Source organism: Microbacterium sp. CGR1, assembly GCF_051062835.1.
GTDB lineage: Bacteria > Actinomycetota > Actinomycetes > Actinomycetales > Microbacteriaceae > Microbacterium.
The window spans coordinates 325,937-344,726 of the sequence record NZ_JAOTPG010000001.1 but is presented as its reverse complement, the minus strand read 5'-3'; the positions used below and the strand labels follow the sequence as shown (position 1 = coordinate 344,726).

The following is an 18,790-nucleotide window of genomic DNA, read 5'->3' as shown; positions in this document are numbered from 1 at the left end:
GCAGGAGGACCCAGTGAGCACGTACGACACCATCGTCATCGGAGCCGGGATGTCGGGAGTGACGGCCGCACGCATGCTCGCCGATGCCGGCCAGCGGGTCCTGGTGCTCGAGGCTCGCGATCGCGTCGGCGGTCGGATGAACACCGACCGGACCGCCGGTTTCCCCGTCGATCTCGGAGCATCCTGGGTGCACGGCATCGAGGGGTCTCGTCTGTGGGACCTCGTCCAGGTCCTGGACATCCCCACGCTCGAGTACACGGTGGGCAGCTTCCAGGCCGGTGGCCGCCCGATCGAGAACTTCGACGGGAACGGCACGCCGATGGATGCTGCGAGTGCGGCGCAGTGGATCGAAGACGTCGCGGCAGCCGACCGTCTGCTGGTCGAGGAGATCGCCGCGTCATCCACCGGAGACACGTACCTGGATGTGACCGAGCGCGCTCTCGACCGCTCCGGGTTCGACCCGGAGCGCATCGACGAGGTCCGTGAATTCTTCCGACACCGCGTCGAGGAGCAGTGCGGAGCATGGATCGGCGACCTCGACGCACACGGACTCGATGAGGATGCGATCGACGGCGACGAGGTGATCTTCCCGCGGGGGTACGACGAACTCCCCCGTCGTATCGCCGACGGGCTCGACATCCGGCTCGAGCACATCGTGACGCGGGTCGCTCGGACGCCGGACGGGGTCGTCGTCACGACCGACGCCGGCGACTTCTCCGCCCGCAGCGGGCTGGTCACGGTGCCGCTGGGCGTACTCAAGGCCGGTGCGATCGACTTCAGCCCACCCCTGCCGGACGCCGTCGCGGGCCCGGTCGAGCGTCTGGGAATGGGCGTCTTCAACAAGATCTTCATCCAGTTCCCAGAGCGCTTCTGGGACGAGGAGACCTATGTCATTCGTGCGCTCGGCGAGGCCGGTGAGCACTGGCACTCCTGGTACGACGTGTCGGCGGTCAGCGGACTGCCGACCCTTCTGACCTTCGCCGCAGGCCCGTTCGGACGTCGGATGCAGGAACTCGCCGACGAGGAGATCGTCGCGGACGTGCTCGCCGCGCTGCACGCACTGTACGGCGACGCCATCGGTGCGCCCACAGCGCACTGGATCACCCGATGGGGACACGACCCGTTCTCGAACGGCTCGTACTCGCACCTGGCCACGGGGTCATCGCATCACGATCACGATGACGCGGCCGGTCCCGTCGACGGCGTGCTGCATTTCGCGGGTGAGGCGACGTGGGGAGACGAACCCGCCACGGTGGGTGCCGCCTACTATTCAGGCCACCGCGCCGCCGAGCGCATCCTGGGGCACGAGGTCGACCTCGTCTCGTTCGCGGCGGGGATCAGAGCGCGGGAGCAGAATCCAGCGAGTTGATCGCACCGATCAGCCGGAACAGGTTGCCGACCTGGCGCTGGTCGAGGTGAAGCGCGAGCCGTGGCAGATGCAGCACATCATCATCGGCGACCTCGGGTGACCGGGGCACAGACCGCTCGATACGGCCGCTCACCAGCATTCCGGCGAACTGCTCGTTGAGCCGATCGAGCTCGGCATCCGTCGGTTCGGCGCGGAGGCGGAGCACGAGGGTGTCCCCCACCCAGCGCAGTGAATCGTAGTTGCGCCAGAATCCGGCGATCACCGCGGCCGCCGACTCGACCGAGTCCGTGATGACGACGCGGTCGAAGTCGCCTTCGGAGATCACACCCGTCGGCGCGAGATCCTCATCGATGAAACGCTTGAGCCCGTTCCAGAACGTGCCGCCTGGTTCGTCGAGCAGCACGATGGGAGTCGGTTCGGCCTTGCCCGTCTGCTGCAGGGTCAGGAGCTCGAACATCTCGTCCAGAGTGCCGAATCCGCCAGGAAGGCAGATGAAGCCGATGGACTCCTTGATGAGCATGAGCTTGCGGGTGAAGAAGTACTTCATCGCGACCACGTGGTCGCTTCCCGCGACGAGGCTGTTCGCCTTCTCCTCGAACGGCAGGCGGATCGACACGCCCAGCGAGAGCGCGGGACCCGCCCCTTCGGCAGCCGCCTGCATGATCCCGGGGCCTGCGCCCGTCACGACCATCCAGCCGTCCGCCGCCAGGGCCTCGGCGACAGCCCGCGCCTGGACATAGAGCGGGTCATCCTGCCGCGTCCTGGCCGACCCGAAGACGGTGACCTTGGGCACGCCCTCGAAGGGCGCGAAGAGCCGGAAGGCGTCGCGCATCTCGGCCAGCGCCGCAGACGCGATCTTGAGGTCGAGCCGGTCGGTGCCGTCCTCACCGAGCAGGATCGCCGTGCGCATCATGCGCATCACCAGCCGCCGATCCGTCTTGACGCCGGCTCCATCCAGCACGGCATTGATCTCGGCGCTCAACGATTCCGGCAACGGTTCCTCGGTCATGTCTCCAGACTGTCACGCGCGGCCGGACGCGTATGCGGCGCAACGCCGCTCGCGATCATGTGGTGGTCTTCCTGTCAATCCCCGTGCCTCCCCGTCGCACCCGTACGAAGCTGACGACATGACAGAGATCACCGGACCTGAAGCCCTCGCACGCGTCGCCGAGCTCGTGGAGGACATCGACTTCACGATGCTGACGACGACCGACGATGACGGCAACCTCGTGAGCAGACCCATGTCGACGCGGCAGATGGACGACGCCGGCGACATCTGGTTCTTCACCGCGGAAGACACCGAGAAGGTCGACGAAGCGCGCAAGCACCACGACGTCGGGCTGTCGTACTGCGACGCCAAGGGAATGCGCTACGTCTCTGTCGCCGGCAAGGCGACGCTCGTGCACGACCGCGCCAAGATGGAGCAGCTCTACTCCCCTTCTCTGGAGATCTGGTTCGCCGACGGCCTCGACACCCCCGGCATCGCCCTTCTTAGGGTGACGCCCACCGTGACCGAGTTCTGGGAGCCCGCGAAGGGGAAGATCGCCATGGCAGCGGGGGCGCTGAAGTCGCTGGTCACCCGCGACACACCGGATGACGACATCATGAACCACGGTCGCATCGTCCGCTGAGCTCGACCCACGAAGGAGAATGCCGCGCACCCCTGGATGGGGATGCGCGGCATTCTCATGAGCACGGTCAGCGGTTGCTGAGCCTTTCGATCGCCTCGGCCACCGAGACAGCGTCGCGCTCACCCGTGCCGCGATCCCACAGCTCGACCTGGCCCTCGGCGGCGCCGCGGCCCACGATGACGATCTTCGGGACACCCACGAGTTCAGCGTCGCCGAACTTGACTCCCGGCGAGACCTTGGGGCGGTCGTCGTAGAGCACGTCGAGTCCGGCCGACTCGAGCTGTGCCGACAGGTCGGCGGCCACATCGAACGCGACCTGATCGCGACCCGCGGCGACGACCTGCACGTCGAACGGCGCGACGGACGCGGGCCAGATGAGGCCCTTCTCGTCGTTGTTCAGTTCGGCGATGATCGCGAGGATGCGGGTCACGCCGATGCCGTACGACCCCATCGTGACCGTGACGAGCTTGCCGTTCTCGTTCAGAACCTTGAGCCCGAGGGCCTCGGCGTACTTGCGTCCGAGCTGGAACACGTGGCCGATCTCCATGCCGCGTGCGAGCTCGACCGGACCGGAGCCGTCAGGAGCCGGATCGCCCGCACGGACGTTCGCGATCTCGACGATGCCGTCCGCGAAGAAGTCGCGACCGGCGACGACCGAGTGCGCGTGCTTCTCGTCGAGGTTCGCACCGGTGATCCAGCTCGTGCCCTCGCTGACGCGGGGATCGACCAGATACCGGATGCCGGTCGCCGATTCCTCACCGAGAACAGCACCCGTGGGCGACCAGGGGCCGATGTAGCCCTTGACGAGCAGCGGGTTCTTCTCGAAGTCGTCTGCCGTGGCCGTCTCGACCTCTGCGGGTGCGAACGCCACCTCGGCGCGCTTCTCGTCGACCTCGCGGTCGCCCGGGATGCCGACGACGACGAGCTCACGGGTGCCGTCGAGGTGCGTGAGCGCGAGCACGACGTTCTTCAGCGTGTCCGCAGCGGTGTAGTCGCCATCCAGATGCGCGTTCGAGTGAGCGACGAGCGTCTCGATCGTCGGGGTGTTCGGGGAGTCGAAGACCACCGGTGCCGCATCCGCGTCGAACGCGATCGCGTCGGGGACCGCCGTCGTGAACGCCTCCACGTTGGCGGCGTAGCCCCCGGCGCTGCGGACGAACGTGTCTTCGCCGACAGGAGTCGGGTGCAGGAACTCCTCGCTGCGCGAGCCGCCCATCGCTCCGGCATCCGCCTGGACGATGACGTACTCGAGCCCCAGGCGCTGGAAGATGCGCTCGTAGGCATCGCGCTGAGCCTGGTAGCTCACGTCGAGGCCCTCGTCCGACGAGTCGAACGAGTAGGCGTCCTTCATCGTGAACTCGCGCCCACGGAGCAGTCCGGCACGGGGACGAGCCTCGTCGCGGTACTTGTCCTGGATCTGGTAGATCGTGAGGGGAAGATCCTTGTACGACGAGTACAGGTCCTTCACGAGCAAGGTGAAGGCCTCTTCGTGCGTCGGGGCGAGCAGGTAGTCGCCGCCCTTGCGGTCCTGGAGACGGAACAGCAGGTCACCGTACTCGTCCCAGCGCCCGGTCGCCTCATACGACTCGCGGGGCATCAGGGCCGGGAAGTGCACCTCCTGCGCGCCTGCCTCGGCCATCTCCTCGCGGACGACGGTCTCGATCTTGGCCTTCACGCGAAGTCCGAGCGGGAGCCACGCGAAGATGCCGGCAGCCTGCGGTCGGATGTACCCGGCGCGGATCAGCAGCTTGTGGCTCGCGACCTCTGCGCCTGCAGGGTCTTCACGGAGCGTGCGGAGGAAGAAGTTCGAAAGACGAGTGACCACGGGCCAAGTCTACTGACCGGTGGTCACTCGTTTCGCGATGCGTCAGTTGAGGGCGGGCAGGCCGTTGGGGATCACGCCACCGGCGTACAGGCTCGCCGCGAGATCCTGGACGGCGGTGAGCGCCACGCGCTGGGGAAGAGGCCCGTAGGAGATGCGAGCGACGCCGAGCTTCTCGTACTCCGACGCCGCGAGCGTGCCGGGAAGCCCGATCACGCTGAGCTTGCCCTCTCCGAGACCCTCGACGAGCTGACGTGTGATGTTGGCGTCGAGCATGCCGGGTACGAAGACAGCGGTGGCACCGGCATCGAGGAACGCACGCCCGCGCTGGATCGCGTCTGCGATGCTCTCGGCGACCGGTCGGTGGCCGGCACGCACGAACGCGTCGGTGCGGGCGTTGAGGGCGAACGGCACGCCTTCGGCCTCGGCCGCCTTGACGATGGCCTCCACCACGGCGACGGACTCGTCGAGGGGCTTGAGGCGGTCCTCGACGTTGGCGCCGACGACACCTGCGCCGATCGCGAGGCGGGTGGTCTCCCCCGCGTCGTCGTATCCGTCGTCCAGGTCGGCGGTCACCGGCACGGAGACGGATGCCGCGATGCGCCCGACCATGTCGATCATGATGTCGCGGGTGATCGTGCCGTCCTCGAATCCGAACGACGCGGCGATGCCGTGGCCGGCGGTGGCGATCGCCTTGGTCTCCGGGAGCTTCGCGACCGCTCGCGCGGATACGACGTCCCACACATTGACGACGCGGAGGATCTCCGGTGCTTCGTAGAGTCCGATCAGGGTCTGGGCTTTCGCAGCAGTGGTCATGCCCCCACGCTAACGCCCGGTATTCAGGTCGGGGCCGGACGGACACGGAAATCACAGGTTCCGAGTCGTGCACCGAACGGGTTCGACGCTCATCCCCGATCCCCTCCGCGCCGTCATATCCGGGATCCGCCGTCATGATCCGGCACGCCCCGACGCCTAGTGTGGGGTCATGCCTCAGCGCCGATCCCACGTTGCACCGTCCGCCGCGCAGACGGAACTCGCCGCGGCGCTGGCCGCCCTCAAGGAATCTCTGGAAGCTCCCACTGATTTCCCCGCCTCAGTGCTGGCCGAGGCTGCGGCATCGGATGCTGCGGCTCCCGAACTCGACATGCGGGACATCCCGTTCGCCACACTCGATCCACGCGGGTCTCGTGACCTCGACCAGGCCTTCCACCTCGAACGGCGGGAGTCCGGATACACCGTTCGCTATGCGATCGCCGACGTGCCGGGATTCGTGACCCCCGGCGGGGCGGTCGACGCGGAGGCCCGCCGCCGCGGCCAGACGTTGTACGCGGCGGACGGCACGGTTCCCCTGCATCCGAAGGTTCTGAGCGAGGATCGAGCGTCGCTGCTGGCAGATGTCGACCGACCCGCGCTCGTGTGGACCTTCGCTCTCGATGCTGCGGGAGTCGTCGAGGACTTCCGGCTCGAGCGGGCGCTGATCCGTTCGCGCGCCCAGCTCGATTACGTCAGCACCCAGGCGGCGCTCGACCGGGGTGAGGAAGGCCCGGCCATGCTGCTTCCGGAGATCGGCGCTCTGCGGATCGCCCAGGAGAAGCTCCGAGGCGGTGCGAGCCTGAACCTCCCCGACGAAGAGGTCGTGCGAGCGATGGACGGGACCTACTCGATCGAACGTCGGCACCCGCTTCCCGTCGAGGAATGGAACGCTCAGCTGTCCCTCATGACGGGTATGGCGGCAGCTTCTCTGATGATCGAGGCAGGCATCGGCATCCTGCGGACGATGCCTCAGCCCGACGAGAAGTCCTTCGATGCGTTCCGTCATCAGACAGAGGCGCTCGGCCGCCCCTGGACGACGGGCCGCTACGGCGACTACCTGCGCGAACTGGATCGCGCCGACCCCATGACCCTCCCGATCCTCGAGGCAGCGGCATCGCTCTTCCGCGGAGCTGGCTACGTGACCTTCGACGGCTCGGTGCCGCCCGACATCGATCAGGCGGCGATCGCCGCACCGTACGCACACGCGACAGCACCGCTTCGTCGCCTGGTCGATCGCTGGTCGCTCGCGATCTGCCTCGCCGTATCCGAGGGCCGTGAGGTTCCGGCCTGGGTCCGCGAGTCCCTCGCCGACCTTCCCGCACTGATGCAGGACTCCGGTCAGCGCGCGTCCAGGCTCGATTCCGCGACGATCAACTGCGTCGAGGCCGCTCTGATGACTCCCCTGGTCGGCTCGACGATCGATGCGACCGTGATCGAGATCCGCGGCGAGCGGGCGACTGTGCAGATCGCCGATCCTGCCGTCACCGCCTCGGCCCCGATTCCGGACGGCGCCGTCCCCGGATCAGTCGTGCAGCTCCACGTCCTGCGCGCCGACATCACCCGTGGCGAGGTCGAGTTCGCGGTGTGACCGCCTAGGCTCTGGGCCATGCCGATCTCGCCATACCTGAGAGACCTCCGTGGACGCGTGGGTCATGCTCTCCTTCTGCTCCCCGCCGTCACGGCGGTCATCCGGCGGGACGATCGATTTCTGCTTTGCCGGCAAGCGCACTCGCGCGAGTGGGGACTCCTCGGCGGCGGAATCGAGCCACTCGAAAAGCCGGAGGACGCCGTCCTCAGGGAAGTGCTGGAGGAGATCGGCGTCGCTCCCACCGTTCACGGAATCGTGGGGGCCTACGGAGGCGAGGGTCTGCTCGTGAGCTATCCGAACGGCGATCGTGTCGGATACACGACGATCGCCTACTCGTGTTCGATCTCGGTCGACGCCGAGTTGCTGTTCACAGACGGCGAGCTCATCGAGACGGGATGGTTCACGACGGCGGAGATCGCACGGCTTCCGCGCGATCGATGGGTGGACAGGATCATCGGCGATGCCGAGCATCTCTCGGGGGTGCTGGTTGCGGATCAGATGAGCGTTGTCGAGAAAGCCGTGTGCTACGTCATCGCCGAGGATCGTCTGCTCGTCTTCACCCACGATGACACCGACATACTCGCCACCGGCGTTCAGGTTCCTGCGGGAACCGTTCGCGACGACGAGAGCGCCGTACAGGCCGCTGAGAGAGAGTTGTTCGAGGAGACCGGATTGCGCGGCACTGTGACGCGCAGCCTCGGCACCGAGTTCTACGACCTCGCCCCGCTCCGCGATCAAGTGGCACTCCGACACTTCTTCCGGATGGAGGTCGTCGATCCCGAGGCCTCTGCCGTCTGGCAGGCCGGCGAAGCCGATCCGGCGACCGGCGTCTCGCCGGTCTCGTGGACATGCCGGTGGATCCCGCTCGCTCAGGCGCATGTGCTCGCCGGTGGCCTCGGCGCTCGACTCGGCGCAGCGCTCCGCTGACACGGAACGCGCACAGACGGTCGTTACTCTTGCGGCATGGACCACCTCGCCGTCGCTGAACGATTCGTCGCTGCTCGCTATCCGCGAGCAGACGTCGCCATCATGGCAGGGAGCACCGCACGCGGCGCGCGCACCCCGACGAGCGACATCGACCTGCTGCTCCTCGGAGAAGAGCTCTTCGACGCCGACACGCAGACGAGCGAGGCCTCGACTCAGGAGTTCGAGGGTGAGATCTTCGAGGTCTTCGCGTACACGCCGGCGGGTTTTGACGAGTGGGCCAGCCGAGGCATCGCGCAGCACCGACCGGTGACCGTGCACATGCTCGTCGAAGGCACCGCGATCCGAGACGACGGCCGCCTCGCCGCTCTCCGCCGTCGCTGGCAGACGGTCCTCGATGCGGGCCCCTCACTCAGCGCGCAGGAATCCGCCTTCCGTCGCTACGTCGTCACCGATGTGCTCGACGACCTCAGGGATGCCACAGACCCCCTCGAGCAGCATGTCGAGGCGTCGATCCTGTTCGAGAGGATCGCAGAACTCATGCTCCTCAGCGAGGGACGCTGGATCGCGACGGGCAAATGGCTTCCGAGGCGGCTCCGGGACTTCAGCAGCGAGCGCGCCGAGCTGCTGAGCACCCCACTGCTCGACTGCGATTACGCGACGTTCGCCGCCCGTGTCGACCACGAGCTCGACCGTGCAGGCGGCCGGATGCAGGGCGGCTTCGTGCGCTGAGCAGTCTCGTGTGCTGACCTGCCTCAGGACGCGGGTACGGCCCGCGTCGTCATGACCAGAAGCTGCGGATCCGTCAGGTCGAGCGTCACCGAGATCGAGACGAACTCGGTGAGGGATGCCACGTGCGTGCCGCCGCACAGGATCTCCGCGGTGCCTTCGGGCAGCTCGCAGTGCCAGCTGCGACGATCCACGATCGTCGGGCCCTCGGCCACCACTCGGCTCGACGCGCCCGACGCGACCCAGTCGGCCAGCCGGGCGTTGATCGACGCCTCTCGGTCCGCGAGTGTCGCTGCGAACGTCTCGGTGTCGAAGCCGGCCCTGCGCAGGCTCTTGCCCAGCCGGTACTCATCGACCGCACCGTCTGCATGGATCCGGCTGGACTGATTCGCCTTGCCCTCGAAGTTCGGCGCGCCCAGAGCATCCTCACCCGGATCCTTGCGCCACAGGTCCGCAAGTGCCAGATCGAGCGCCAGCGACGCGAGGTGGCAGACGGTGTGCCCTCGGCTGAGACCGGCGCGACGGGACGAGTCGACCGACAGTTCCACGCGGGCGCCCTCGACAAGCCAGGACGGGGTATCGCCCTCGAGCGGATGGCCGACGAGCCAGGTCCACCCCTCGGCACCGCGCTTCGCAGGGATGTCGGAGCCGACCGCGAACTCACCCTCGTCTGACACCGCGGCCATCACAGCCTCGGAGACGCGGACGGCAGACCCGTCGAGAACGATCTCACCGCTGTCGCCCGGCTGATCCGGCCACGTGTGATCGACCGGGTGGAACGGTGTCGCGTCCACGATGACGACGGCGCCTGCGGATGTCGGCTCGACCCGGGCGACGGTACTCGAACCCGCGACATCGCCGCCGGCGAAGGACACGACAGTGGACGAGGGCATGGGACTCCTATGGATGATGCTCAGGACGAGCGCCGCCCCTCGCAGGACGGACAGCGCGAACGAATCGGTGGGAGCACGGACCCCGAGATCAGACCGTGACGACCTGCGCGGTGCCGAGTGGCGCCTCGGGTCCCATGTCTGCGGCGATCCGATTGGCCTCTTCGATCAGCGTCGCGACGATGTCTGCCTCGGGCACGGTCTTGATGACCTCGCCCTTGACGAAGATCTGGCCCTTGCCGTTGCCGGAGGCGACGCCGAGGTCTGCCTCGCGAGCCTCGCCCGGTCCGTTCACGACGCAGCCCATCACCGCGACGCGCAGCGGCACCGTCATGTCCTTGAGGCCCTCGGTCACGTTCTCGGCGAGCGTGTACACGTCGACCTGCGCGCGTCCGCACGACGGGCACGAGACGATCTCGAGCTTGCGCTCGCGAAGGTTCAGCGACTGCAGGATCTGGTGCCCGACCTTGACCTCTTCGGCGGGAGGAGCCGAGAGGGACACGCGGATCGTGTCGCCGATGCCCTCGCCGAGCAGGATGCCGAACGCCGTGGCGCTCTTGATCGTGCCCTGGAACGCGGGCCCGGCCTCGGTCACGCCGAGGTGCAGGGGCCAGTCGCCTCGCTCGGCGAGCAGGCGGTAGGCCTTCACCATCACGATGGGGTCGTTGTGCTTGACCGAGATCTTGAAGTCGTGGAAGTCGTGCTCCTCGAACAGCGAAGCCTCCCAGACAGCGCTCTCGACGAGCGCCTCTGCCGTGGCCTTGCCGTACTTGGTGAGGATGCGACGGTCGAGCGATCCGGCGTTCACGCCGATGCGCAGCGAGACGCCGGCGGCCTTCGCGGCCTCGGCGATCTTGCCGACGTTGCCGTCGAACTCGCGGATGTTGCCCGGGTTCACGCGCACGGCGCCGCATCCGGCGTCGATCGCGGTGTAGATGTAGCGCGGCTGGAAGTGGATGTCCGCGATCACCGGGATCTGACTCTTCATCGCGATGATCTTCAACGCGTCGGCGTCGTCCTGATGGGGAACCGCCACACGGACGATCTCGCATCCGGATGCGGTCAGCTCGGCGATCTGCTGGAGAGTCGCGTTGATGTCCGTCGTCTTCGTGGTCGTCATGGACTGCACGGTGACGGGGGCGTCACCGCCCACGAGCACCTTGCCCACCTTGATCTGGCGAGACTTGCGGCGAGGGGCGAGGACTTCGGGGATCTTCGGCATCCCAAGATTCACGGCTGGCACAACCCCCAGCCTACGCCGCCTGGATGCACGCAGGCTGGATGTCGCGCGGCTCGGACGCGCGTCATCCGGCCGGGGCGACAGTGCGCGGTGTGATAGTTTTCAGCCCATGCTCGCGAACTTCACCTGGTGGCCCGCCTCTTAGGCGGTGTGTTCGCGTTCCCACGAATCCAGACCGCCTCCGGGGCGGTCTTTTCGTTGAGCCGAGCCGGAGCCACGCACAGGAGACACCGATGACCCTCTCACGTCTTGCCGAGCTCACCGCAGATCCCACGGCCTCGTTCGTGCTGATCGCGCGCGACGGCGCCGACACCGTCGAGCTGCTCACGGGCGAGGTCGTCGACGTCGACCTGCTCGCCGACATCCCGCTCACGATCGACGGGACTCCGCGCGAGATCTTCGCCATGGTGCCTTACCGCCAGGTGCGCGAGCGCGGATTCGTCGCCCAGGACGACGGAGCGCCGCTGCGCTGCATCGTGGTCGACGAGCACCTGCATCTCCCGGCGCCTGCGCTGGTCGCCTATCTGCCGTCCGCCGCCATCCCCCTCCGCGACGGCGGATTCGACATCGCCGACGAGGAGTACGCCGCGATCGTCGAGACGGTGATCGCCGACGAGATCGGCCGGGGCGAGGGCGCCAACTTCGTGATCCGGCGCGACTTCACCGCCGAGATCGACGTCGACGACCGCACGGCTGCCCTCACGTGGTTCCGTGCCCTTCTGACGCACGAGCGCGGTGCCTACTGGACTTTCGCCGTCGTCACGCCCGGGCACATCGCCGTCGGCGCGAGCCCGGAAGCGCACGTCGTCGCCCGCGGCGGCGTCGTCACGATGAATCCGATCTCGGGCACCTTCCGGCACCCCGCCGGCGGTGCCACGAAGGAGACGCTGGTCGACTTCCTCTCCTCCACGAAGGAGACAGAAGAGCTGTTCATGGTCGTCGACGAGGAGCTCAAGATGATGAGCGCCGTCTGCTCCGACGGCGGACGCATCACGGGGCCGCACCTCAAGGAGATGTCGCGCCTCACGCACACCGAGTACATGCTCCGCGGACGCAGCGCGCTCGACCCCCGCGACATCCTCCGCGAGACCATGTTCGCGCCGACTGTCACCGGCTCGCCGATGCAGAATGCGTGCGCGGTGATCCGTCGCCACGAGAAGAAGCCGCGCGGGTACTACTCCGGCGTCGCAGCGCTCTTCACCCCGAATGCCGAAGGCGGGCACGATCTCGACGCCCCCATCCTCATCCGCACCGTCTATCTGAAGGACGGCTCGCTCAGCGTGCCCGTGGGGGCGACGCTCGTGCGGCACTCCGACCCTCACGGAGAGGTGTCCGAGACCCACGGCAAGGCGGCGGGAGTGCTCGGCGCGATCGGCGCGATCGACCGAGACAGTGCCGCTGAGGCCCGCGAGGACGCGGATGCTCCGGGCGCACCGCAGTCCCTCGCCGCCGACCCCACGGTCACCGCGCTCCTCTCGTCGCGCAACGCACGACTCGCAGACTTCTGGTTGAACCCGCAGAGCGACGACCTCACGGGCCCGTTCGCGGGGAAGACGTCGATCGTGGTCGACGCCGAAGACCGTTTCACGACGATGCTCGCCCACCAGCTCCGCCACCTGGGACTGGACGTCACCATCCGGGCATGGAGCGAGGTGACCGACGCGGAGCTCGACTCCGCCGACCTCGTCGTCGCCGGCCCCGGCCCCGGCGACCCTCGCGACACCGACAGCGAGCGCATCGCCCGGATGCGACAGGTCGTCTCGGGGCGCGTCGACGCGGGCGCACCGCTGCTCGCGGTCTGCCTGAGCCACCAGATCCTCAGCGACAGCCTCGGCATCGACCTCGCCCCGCTCGGCGCACCGCATCAAGGGTTGCAGAAGGCTGTGCCAGTCTTCGGCGAGGATGCGTCGATCGGCTTCTACAACACGTTCACCGCCAGGGTCGCAGCGGGAACCACATCTTTGGGTGCCACCGAGGTGTCCGCGGACCCCGAGTCAGGAGACGTCTACGCACTGCGCGGCGAGCACTTCGCATCGGTGCAGGGCCACCTGGAGTCGATCCTCTCCCGCGACGGCATCCGCACTCTGGAGCGTCTGGTCTCGCACGCGCTCGCCTGAGCGGCGTGCCGGCTGATCCGCGATCGGCTGGCCCGCTCAGCCTCCGAAGAGCTTCACGGGGTTGAACACGTCGGCGAGCAGCAGCACGGCGCCCATGGCGATGAGCAGAGTGGCGACGACGACGGTCAGTGGCACGAGCCTGGTGGCGTCGACGGGCGCGGGCGGCGGACGACGGAACAGCTTCGCCCAGGCGCGACGGATGCCGTCCCACAGCGCGACGACGACGTGGCCTCCGTCGAGCGGCAGCAGCGGGATCAGGTTGAACACGAACAGAGCCACGTTCAGCGAGCCGAGGAGGCTCAGCAGAATGGAGAAGCGATTGAGGATCGGCGCGTCCGTGGCTGCGACCTCGCCGGCGATACGACCGACGCCCACGACGCTCAGCGGTCCGTTCGGATCCCGCTCGCTTCCCGTCACCAGAGACACGCCGGTCTCCCAGATGCGGACGGGGAGGGTCAGGATCATCGAGCCGACCCGCGCGACGGTGTCGCCGGCCATCTGCGGGCCGGCTGACAACGGCTGCTGCACGAAGCCCATCTGCGCGCCCATCCCGACATAGCCGACCTCCTTGACGACGGGTTGGCCGTCGTCCCCGATGACCGGCTGTCCGCTCGCATCGGTGATCGTACGCTCGGCCTCGATCGGCGTGATGCTCAGCGTCTTCTCCACGCCGTCACGGAGGACGACGAGGTCGAGAGTCTCGCCGGGAGCGGCCTGCACGATCGCGGTCGCCTCCGCGAAGGTCGACACCGGCTGACCGGCCACCGACACCAACACGTCGCGAGGCTTGATCCCCGCCTCCGCGGCCGGCGTCGCCGGGTCGTCGGCCGAGCACTCTGTCGCCGTGGAGCCGGCCGGTAGCACGCACTCGCTGACGGATGCGATCGTGGTCGTCCCCTGCTGGACTCCGATGCCCGACAACAGGACGGTGAAGATGACGATCGCGAGGAGGAGGTTCATCAGCGGGCCGCCGAGCATCACGATGACGCGCTTCCACACGGGCAGGCGGTAGAAGACCCGGTCCTCTGCGCCCTCCGCGATCGTCTCGTCGTTCGCGGATCGCGCGTCCTGCACGAGTGCCCGGAAGACTCCCTTCGCAGGTCCCGATGCGGTGGATGCCGGGTACATCCCCGACATCGAGATGAAGCCGCCCAGAGGCAGGAGTTTGAAGCCGTACTCCGTCTCCCCGATGCGCTTGGACCAGAGTCGCGGTCCGAAGCCGATCATGTACTGGCCGACGCGAACGCCGAACAGCTTCGCGGGCAGGAGGTGGCCGACCTCGTGCAGGCCGATCGAGAGGCCGAGGCCGATCAGCATGAACACGAGGCCACCCAGATAGAGCAGTGCTTCCACTCCCCCAAGCTAGTGCTCGCAGCCTAGGAATAAGCCCCACGCCGCGACGGGGCTCGTCGCGCGCCCCACTAGGCTTGTCCGGTGACCTCCCGCCAGCTGCGACTCCTGCGCGCGGCTTCGGCATCGGCGGTCGCCACGCTCCTCGCGGCGACGTCCCACACGGTCGCCGGCGGCGCCGCGCCGCATCCGCTTCTCGTCGTCGCCGTCATGACGCTCGTCACACCGATCGCCGCTCTGATCATCGGCGGGCGCGCTTCACGGCTCCGAGTCGCGGCGACCGTGTTGGTCAGCCAGGCTGCCTTCCACACCGTGTTCCAATTGCTGGGCGCTCCGACGGGAACCGCCGTGCTCTCCGGGCACCAGCATCACCTCGATCTCTCAGCCCTCGGCCCGATGGCTGAGGCGACCGCCCCCGACCTGCTCATGGTCATCGGCCACCTGGGCGCAGCGGTGATGACGACTGCACTGGTCTGTCACGGCGAATCGATGGTGCGTGCCGTCGCCGGGTGGATGCAGGCGCAGCTGCGCCGCGCGGTCACCGCCTTCCGCGCGAGCCACCGGCGCCCGACCCCTCCGGTCTTCGCCCTGCCGCTGCTGGTCGATCGCGCTCTTTCCCTGTCCTTGGCGCGGCGAGGACCCCCGACGATCATCTGATCGTCACGTCGCCTCATCGAGGCGTTCCTCACCCCGCGGATGCCGCGCTCACCTCTGCGCGCCCGCTCGACAGCATTCAGGAGTTCCACCATGCGTTCCACCACCCGTCGTAACATCACCACTCGCCGCAACCTCGCCACCGGACTCATCGGAGGCGCCGTACTGGCCCTCGCGATCCCCGCGATGGCCAGTGCGCATGTCAGCGTCAGCCCCGATGAGCTCACTGCGGGAGACCACGGCGTGCTCACCTTCTCGTTCGCCCACGGCTGTGACAACTCACCCACCACCTCGCTGAAGGTGACGATGCCCGAGGGGCTCGCCTCTGTCGCACCCACCATGGACAGTGACTGGACGATCGACGTCGAGAAGGGCGACGACGGCCTCGTCAGCGCCGTGACCTACACCGCCGTGACACCGGTGCCGAACGAGCTGCGCGGCGCCGTCAGCATGTCGGTGGGGCTCGACGAGAAGACCCCCGAATCGCTCGCGTTCCCCGTCATCCAGACCTGCGTCGAGGGCAGCAGCGAATGGACGCAGCTCGCAGAGGACGGCGAGGACCCGCACAGCCTCGACGCGCCCGCTCCCGTGGTCGAGGTCGCCGACGCGTCCGCAGACGGGCACGGCGAGCACGACTCTGCTGCCGAAGCCGGAGATGCGGACGACGCCGATTCCGTTGCCGCCGATGAGTCAGGGGCTTCGAACGCGCTCGGCACTGCGCTGGGCGCGGGCGGCCTCGCCGCCGGCATCGCCGCACTCATCGTCTCCGTGCTGGCCTACCGCCGCAAGGCGTGACGTCCTGGCGCGTCTCCTCGGCTCGATGGGGCCGAGGAGACGTGCCGCACCCCGTGATCTCTCCGGAGCCGTGAGATCATGGATGCGACATGTCGATTGAACAACAACCGAGCCTGCCTCCCGTGCTCCGCCCCGCGAACCCGCCCCGGCGCGAGCTGTCCGAACTCGCCTCTCGATTCGCACGCGACGTCCGCGGGGAGGTGAGCGGTGTCACCCTGTCGGGGATCACGCTCGCCACCGCCGACCTCCGCCCCGGCGAGGCCTTCGTCGCGATCCGAGGCGTGAACCGACACGGCGCCGAATTCTCGATCACCGCCGCCGAGAAGGGCGCCGTCGCGATCATCACCGACGAGGCCGGCGCCGAGATCGCCGAGTCCGCGGGCCTGCCCGTGCTCGTCGTCGATGACCCGCGCGCAGTCCTCGGCGCGTTGAGCGCCTGGGTCTACGGCACCGGAGCAGGCGAGCCTCTCCCGCTGCTGTTCGCGACCACCGGGACGAACGGCAAGACGAGCGTCTCGCACCTGCTCGAGGGCATCCTCGACCAGCTCGGCGTCGTCACCGGGCTCTCTTCGACGGCCGAGCGGCACATCGCCGGAGAGGTCATCGTCTCGAGACTCACCACCCCCGAGGCATCCGAGATGCACGCCCTGCTCGCGCTGATGCGCGAGCGCGACGTCGAAGCAGTAGCCGTCGAGGTCAGCGCTCAGGCGCTCTCGCGTCACCGCGTCGACGGCATCCGCTTCGATGTCGCCGGTTTCACGAACCTCAGCCACGACCACCTCGACGACTACGCCGACATGGAGGAGTACTTCGAGGCGAAGCTTCCGCTCTTCCGCCCCGACCGCGCGACGCGTGGTGTGGTCTGCCTCGACTCCGCCAACGGGGCGATCGTGGTGGAGCGCGCGGAGATCCCGGTCGTCACCGTCGGGACGCCTTCCATCGCGGCCGACCCCGATGCCGCCGCGCACGCCGACTGGGTCGTCGAGATCGACGACGAACGCGCGTCAGGAACGACCTTCACGCTGACGGGTCCTGCCGGATCCCTCACGACCACCGTTCCGGTGATCGGCCCTCACATGGCCGCGAACGCCGCTCTGGCGATCGTGATGCTGCTCGAGGGCGGCTACGCGTGGGACCGCATCGTCGCAGCCCTCGAGCGCGACGGCGGCATCGACGCCCACCTGCCCGGTCGCACGCAGCTCGTGTCCGGCGACACGGGCCCCGTCGTCTTCGTCGACTTCGGGCACTCCCCCGACGCCTTCGAGAAGACTCTCGCAGCCGTGCGCCGCGTGACCCCCGGCAAGGTGCTCATGCTCTTCGGCGCAGACGGCGATCGCGACGCCAGCAAGCGCTACGACATGGCTCGCACGGCCGTCGAAGGCAGCGATATCCTCGTCGTCACAGACCACCACCCTCGCTTCGAGGATGCGGAGTCGATCAGGGCCACTCTGGTGGCTGGAGCCCGCGCAGCACGCCCAGACGCCGAGATCCACGAGTACTCGCCGCCCGAGGCGGCCATCGTCGCGGCCGTCGGCCTCGTCGGCGAGGGCGACTCGATCCTGTGGGCCGGCCCCGGACATCAGGACTACCGCGACATCCGCGGGGTGCGCACCCCCTATTCGGCTCGCGAGCTCGCTCGCCGCGCTCTGCGCGCAGCAGGATGGCCGGTTCCGGACTCGCACTGGCCCGTGCCCTATCCCGACGAAGACTGATTCGATCGACGGCCGCAGCGATCCGCTGCGGCCGTCGTCGCGTCAGACCTTCGCGATCAGCTGATCGGCCTTGCGTCGAGCCCAGGCCTCGGCCTCCGCCAGCGACTCGACGGTCAGCGTCTGCGGCGGCTCATGGGCGTCGACCACCCGCGAGATCGTGTCGACGATCCCGAGGAACGGCAGCCGTCCTTCGTGGAACGCGTCGACCGCCTGCTCGTTCGCGGCGTTGTAGACGGCGGGGAACGTGGCCCCCGCACGGCCCACGGCTTTGGCGAGGGCGACGGAGGGGAAGGCCTTGTCATCGAGGGGCTCGAAGGTCCAGGACGTCGCCTGGGTCCAGTCGAGTGGGCGCCCCACGCCGCCGACGCGATTCGGCCAGTCGAGTCCGAGCGAGATGGGCAGACGCATGTCGGGCGGAGACGCCTGGGCGATCGTCGATCCGTCGATGAACTCGACCATCGAGTGCACGATCGACTGCGGATGCACGACGACCTCGATGTCGTCGTAGGCGACGTCGAACAACAGGTGGGCCTCGATGACCTCGAGCCCCTTGTTCACGAGCGTCGAGGAGTTCGTGGTGACCACCCGGCCCATGTCCCAGGTGGGGTGGGCGAGGGCCTCCTGCGGAGTCACCTCGGCCATCTCGTCACGCGAGCGTCCGCGGAATGGTCCGCCGGAAGCCGTCACGACGAGACGCCGCACCTCGGCATGGGTTCCGCTGCGCAGCGCCTGCGCGATCGCGGAGTGCTCCGAGTCGACGGGGACGATCTGATCGGGGGCCGCAGCCGCGAGAACGAGCTCGCCGCCCACGATGAGCGACTCCTTGTTCGCGAGAGCGAGAGTCCGCCCCGCCTTCAGCGCCGCGAGAGTGGATCCGAGCCCGATGGATCCGGTGATCGCGTTGAGCACGACGTCGGCATCGACGTCCCGCACCAACTGTTCGGCCTCCGCGGCGCCGAGCGCTGTGCTCTCGACCTGGAACGTCTGCGCCTGCTCAGCCAGCATCTCCGCGTTCGAACCGGCGGCGAGGCCGACGAGTTCGAATCGACGCGGATTGGCGCGGATGACGTCGAGCGCCTGCGTGCCGATGGAACCTGTGGAGCCGAGGACGATGATGCGACGCATGCCGCCAGCCTATGGCAAGCCCTCGGCCCCT

General features: G+C 68.2%; 16 protein-coding genes. 9 read left to right on the top strand and 7 right to left on the bottom strand.

The features are described from left to right. Nucleotides 1-13 precede the first annotated feature (13 nt). Nucleotides 14-1,369 (top strand): flavin monoamine oxidase family protein, encoded by a 1,356-nt coding sequence (locus tag OD997_RS01645; RefSeq protein WP_434330079.1) that lies wholly within the window; start codon nt 14-16, stop codon nt 1,367-1,369. Here OD997_RS01645 and OD997_RS01640 read toward each other — a convergent pair. Further along, the gene (locus OD997_RS01640; RefSeq protein WP_434330078.1) at nt 1,338-2,378 is read right to left on the bottom strand and encodes a TIGR00730 family Rossman fold protein; all 1,041 of its coding nucleotides are present in this window, start codon (nt 2,376-2,378) and stop codon (nt 1,338-1,340) included. The two genes, OD997_RS01645 and OD997_RS01640, sit on opposite strands and share 32 nt — an antisense overlap. A 118-nt stretch (nt 2,379-2,496) precedes the next feature. Here OD997_RS01640 and OD997_RS01635 point away from each other — a divergent pair, with 118 nt between their 5' ends. Continuing rightward, the gene (locus OD997_RS01635; protein WP_434330077.1) at nt 2,497-3,000 is read left to right on the top strand and encodes a pyridoxamine 5'-phosphate oxidase family protein; all 504 of its coding nucleotides are present in this window, start codon (nt 2,497-2,499) and stop codon (nt 2,998-3,000) included. 67 nt (nt 3,001-3,067) lie between these two features. Here OD997_RS01635 and OD997_RS01630 read toward each other — a convergent pair whose 3' ends face one another. Continuing rightward, entirely contained in the window at nt 3,068-4,825 is a 1,758-nt protein-coding gene (locus OD997_RS01630; protein WP_434330076.1) for a proline--tRNA ligase, read from the bottom strand. Between the two features lie 42 nt (nt 4,826-4,867). Then, nucleotides 4,868-5,638, bottom strand: a complete 771-nt coding sequence (locus OD997_RS01625) for an isocitrate lyase/PEP mutase family protein (RefSeq protein WP_434330075.1) — start codon at nt 5,636-5,638, stop codon at nt 4,868-4,870. Between the two features lie 169 nt (nt 5,639-5,807). On the opposite strand from OD997_RS01625, the gene OD997_RS01620 reads away from it, so the two are divergent. From OD997_RS01620 to OD997_RS01610, 3 genes are read left to right on the top strand one after another with little or no spacing between them, the layout of a single operon-like run. After that, nucleotides 5,808-7,223, top strand: a complete 1,416-nt coding sequence (locus OD997_RS01620) for an RNB domain-containing ribonuclease (RefSeq protein ID WP_434330074.1) — start codon at nt 5,808-5,810, stop codon at nt 7,221-7,223. A gap of 18 nt (nt 7,224-7,241) precedes the next feature. Next, the gene (locus OD997_RS01615; RefSeq protein WP_434330073.1) at nt 7,242-8,150 is read left to right on the top strand and encodes an NUDIX domain-containing protein; all 909 of its coding nucleotides are present in this window, start codon (nt 7,242-7,244) and stop codon (nt 8,148-8,150) included. 36 nt (nt 8,151-8,186) lie between these two features. Further along, complete coding sequence (locus OD997_RS01610) at nt 8,187-8,879, top strand: nucleotidyltransferase domain-containing protein (RefSeq protein WP_434330072.1); 693 nt, start codon at nt 8,187-8,189, stop codon at nt 8,877-8,879. A gap of 23 nt (nt 8,880-8,902) precedes the next feature. On the opposite strand, the gene OD997_RS01605 is transcribed toward OD997_RS01610, so the two are convergent. Both OD997_RS01605 and ispG read right to left on the bottom strand, forming a co-directional pair. Continuing rightward, nucleotides 8,903-9,769, bottom strand: a complete 867-nt coding sequence (locus tag OD997_RS01605) for a hypothetical protein (protein ID WP_434330071.1) — start codon at nt 9,767-9,769, stop codon at nt 8,903-8,905. 88 nt (nt 9,770-9,857) lie between these two features. Then, nucleotides 9,858-11,009, bottom strand: a complete 1,152-nt coding sequence (gene ispG / locus OD997_RS01600) for a flavodoxin-dependent (E)-4-hydroxy-3-methylbut-2-enyl-diphosphate synthase (protein ID WP_187249498.1) — start codon at nt 11,007-11,009, stop codon at nt 9,858-9,860. A 230-nt stretch (nt 11,010-11,239) separates the two neighbouring features. Between ispG and OD997_RS01595 the strand changes: the two genes are divergently transcribed. Continuing rightward, entirely contained in the window at nt 11,240-13,123 is a 1,884-nt protein-coding gene (locus tag OD997_RS01595; protein WP_434330070.1) for a chorismate-binding protein, read from the top strand. Between the two features lie 36 nt (nt 13,124-13,159). Here the strand turns inward: OD997_RS01595 and OD997_RS01590 are convergent, their stop codons facing one another. Further along, nucleotides 13,160-14,476 carry a M50 family metallopeptidase gene (locus OD997_RS01590; RefSeq protein ID WP_434330069.1) on the bottom strand — a complete coding sequence of 439 codons (1,317 nt, stop codon included), beginning with the start codon at nt 14,474-14,476 and terminating at the stop codon, nt 13,160-13,162. Nucleotides 14,477-14,557: 81 nt separating this feature from the next. Here OD997_RS01590 and OD997_RS01585 point away from each other — a divergent pair, with 81 nt between their 5' ends. The 3 genes from OD997_RS01585 (at nt 14,558) to OD997_RS01575 (ending at nt 17,634) form a co-directional block, all read left to right on the top strand. Beyond that, nucleotides 14,558-15,130 (top strand): hypothetical protein, encoded by a 573-nt coding sequence (locus tag OD997_RS01585; RefSeq protein ID WP_434330068.1) that lies wholly within the window; start codon nt 14,558-14,560, stop codon nt 15,128-15,130. Nucleotides 15,131-15,220: 90 nt separating this feature from the next. Further along, nucleotides 15,221-15,922 (top strand): YcnI family copper-binding membrane protein, encoded by a 702-nt coding sequence (locus OD997_RS01580; RefSeq protein WP_434330067.1) that lies wholly within the window; start codon nt 15,221-15,223, stop codon nt 15,920-15,922. An 89-nt stretch (nt 15,923-16,011) separates the two neighbouring features. Further along, nucleotides 16,012-17,634: a Mur ligase family protein gene (locus tag OD997_RS01575; RefSeq protein ID WP_434330066.1), complete on the top strand. Its 1,623-nt coding sequence runs from the start codon at nt 16,012-16,014 to the stop codon at nt 17,632-17,634. Nucleotides 17,635-17,676: 42 nt separating this feature from the next. Here OD997_RS01575 and dxr read toward each other — a convergent pair whose 3' ends face one another. Then, nucleotides 17,677-18,759, bottom strand: a complete 1,083-nt coding sequence (gene dxr / locus OD997_RS01570) for a 1-deoxy-D-xylulose-5-phosphate reductoisomerase (protein ID WP_434330065.1) — start codon at nt 18,757-18,759, stop codon at nt 17,677-17,679. Nucleotides 18,760-18,790: the final 31 nt, after the last annotated feature.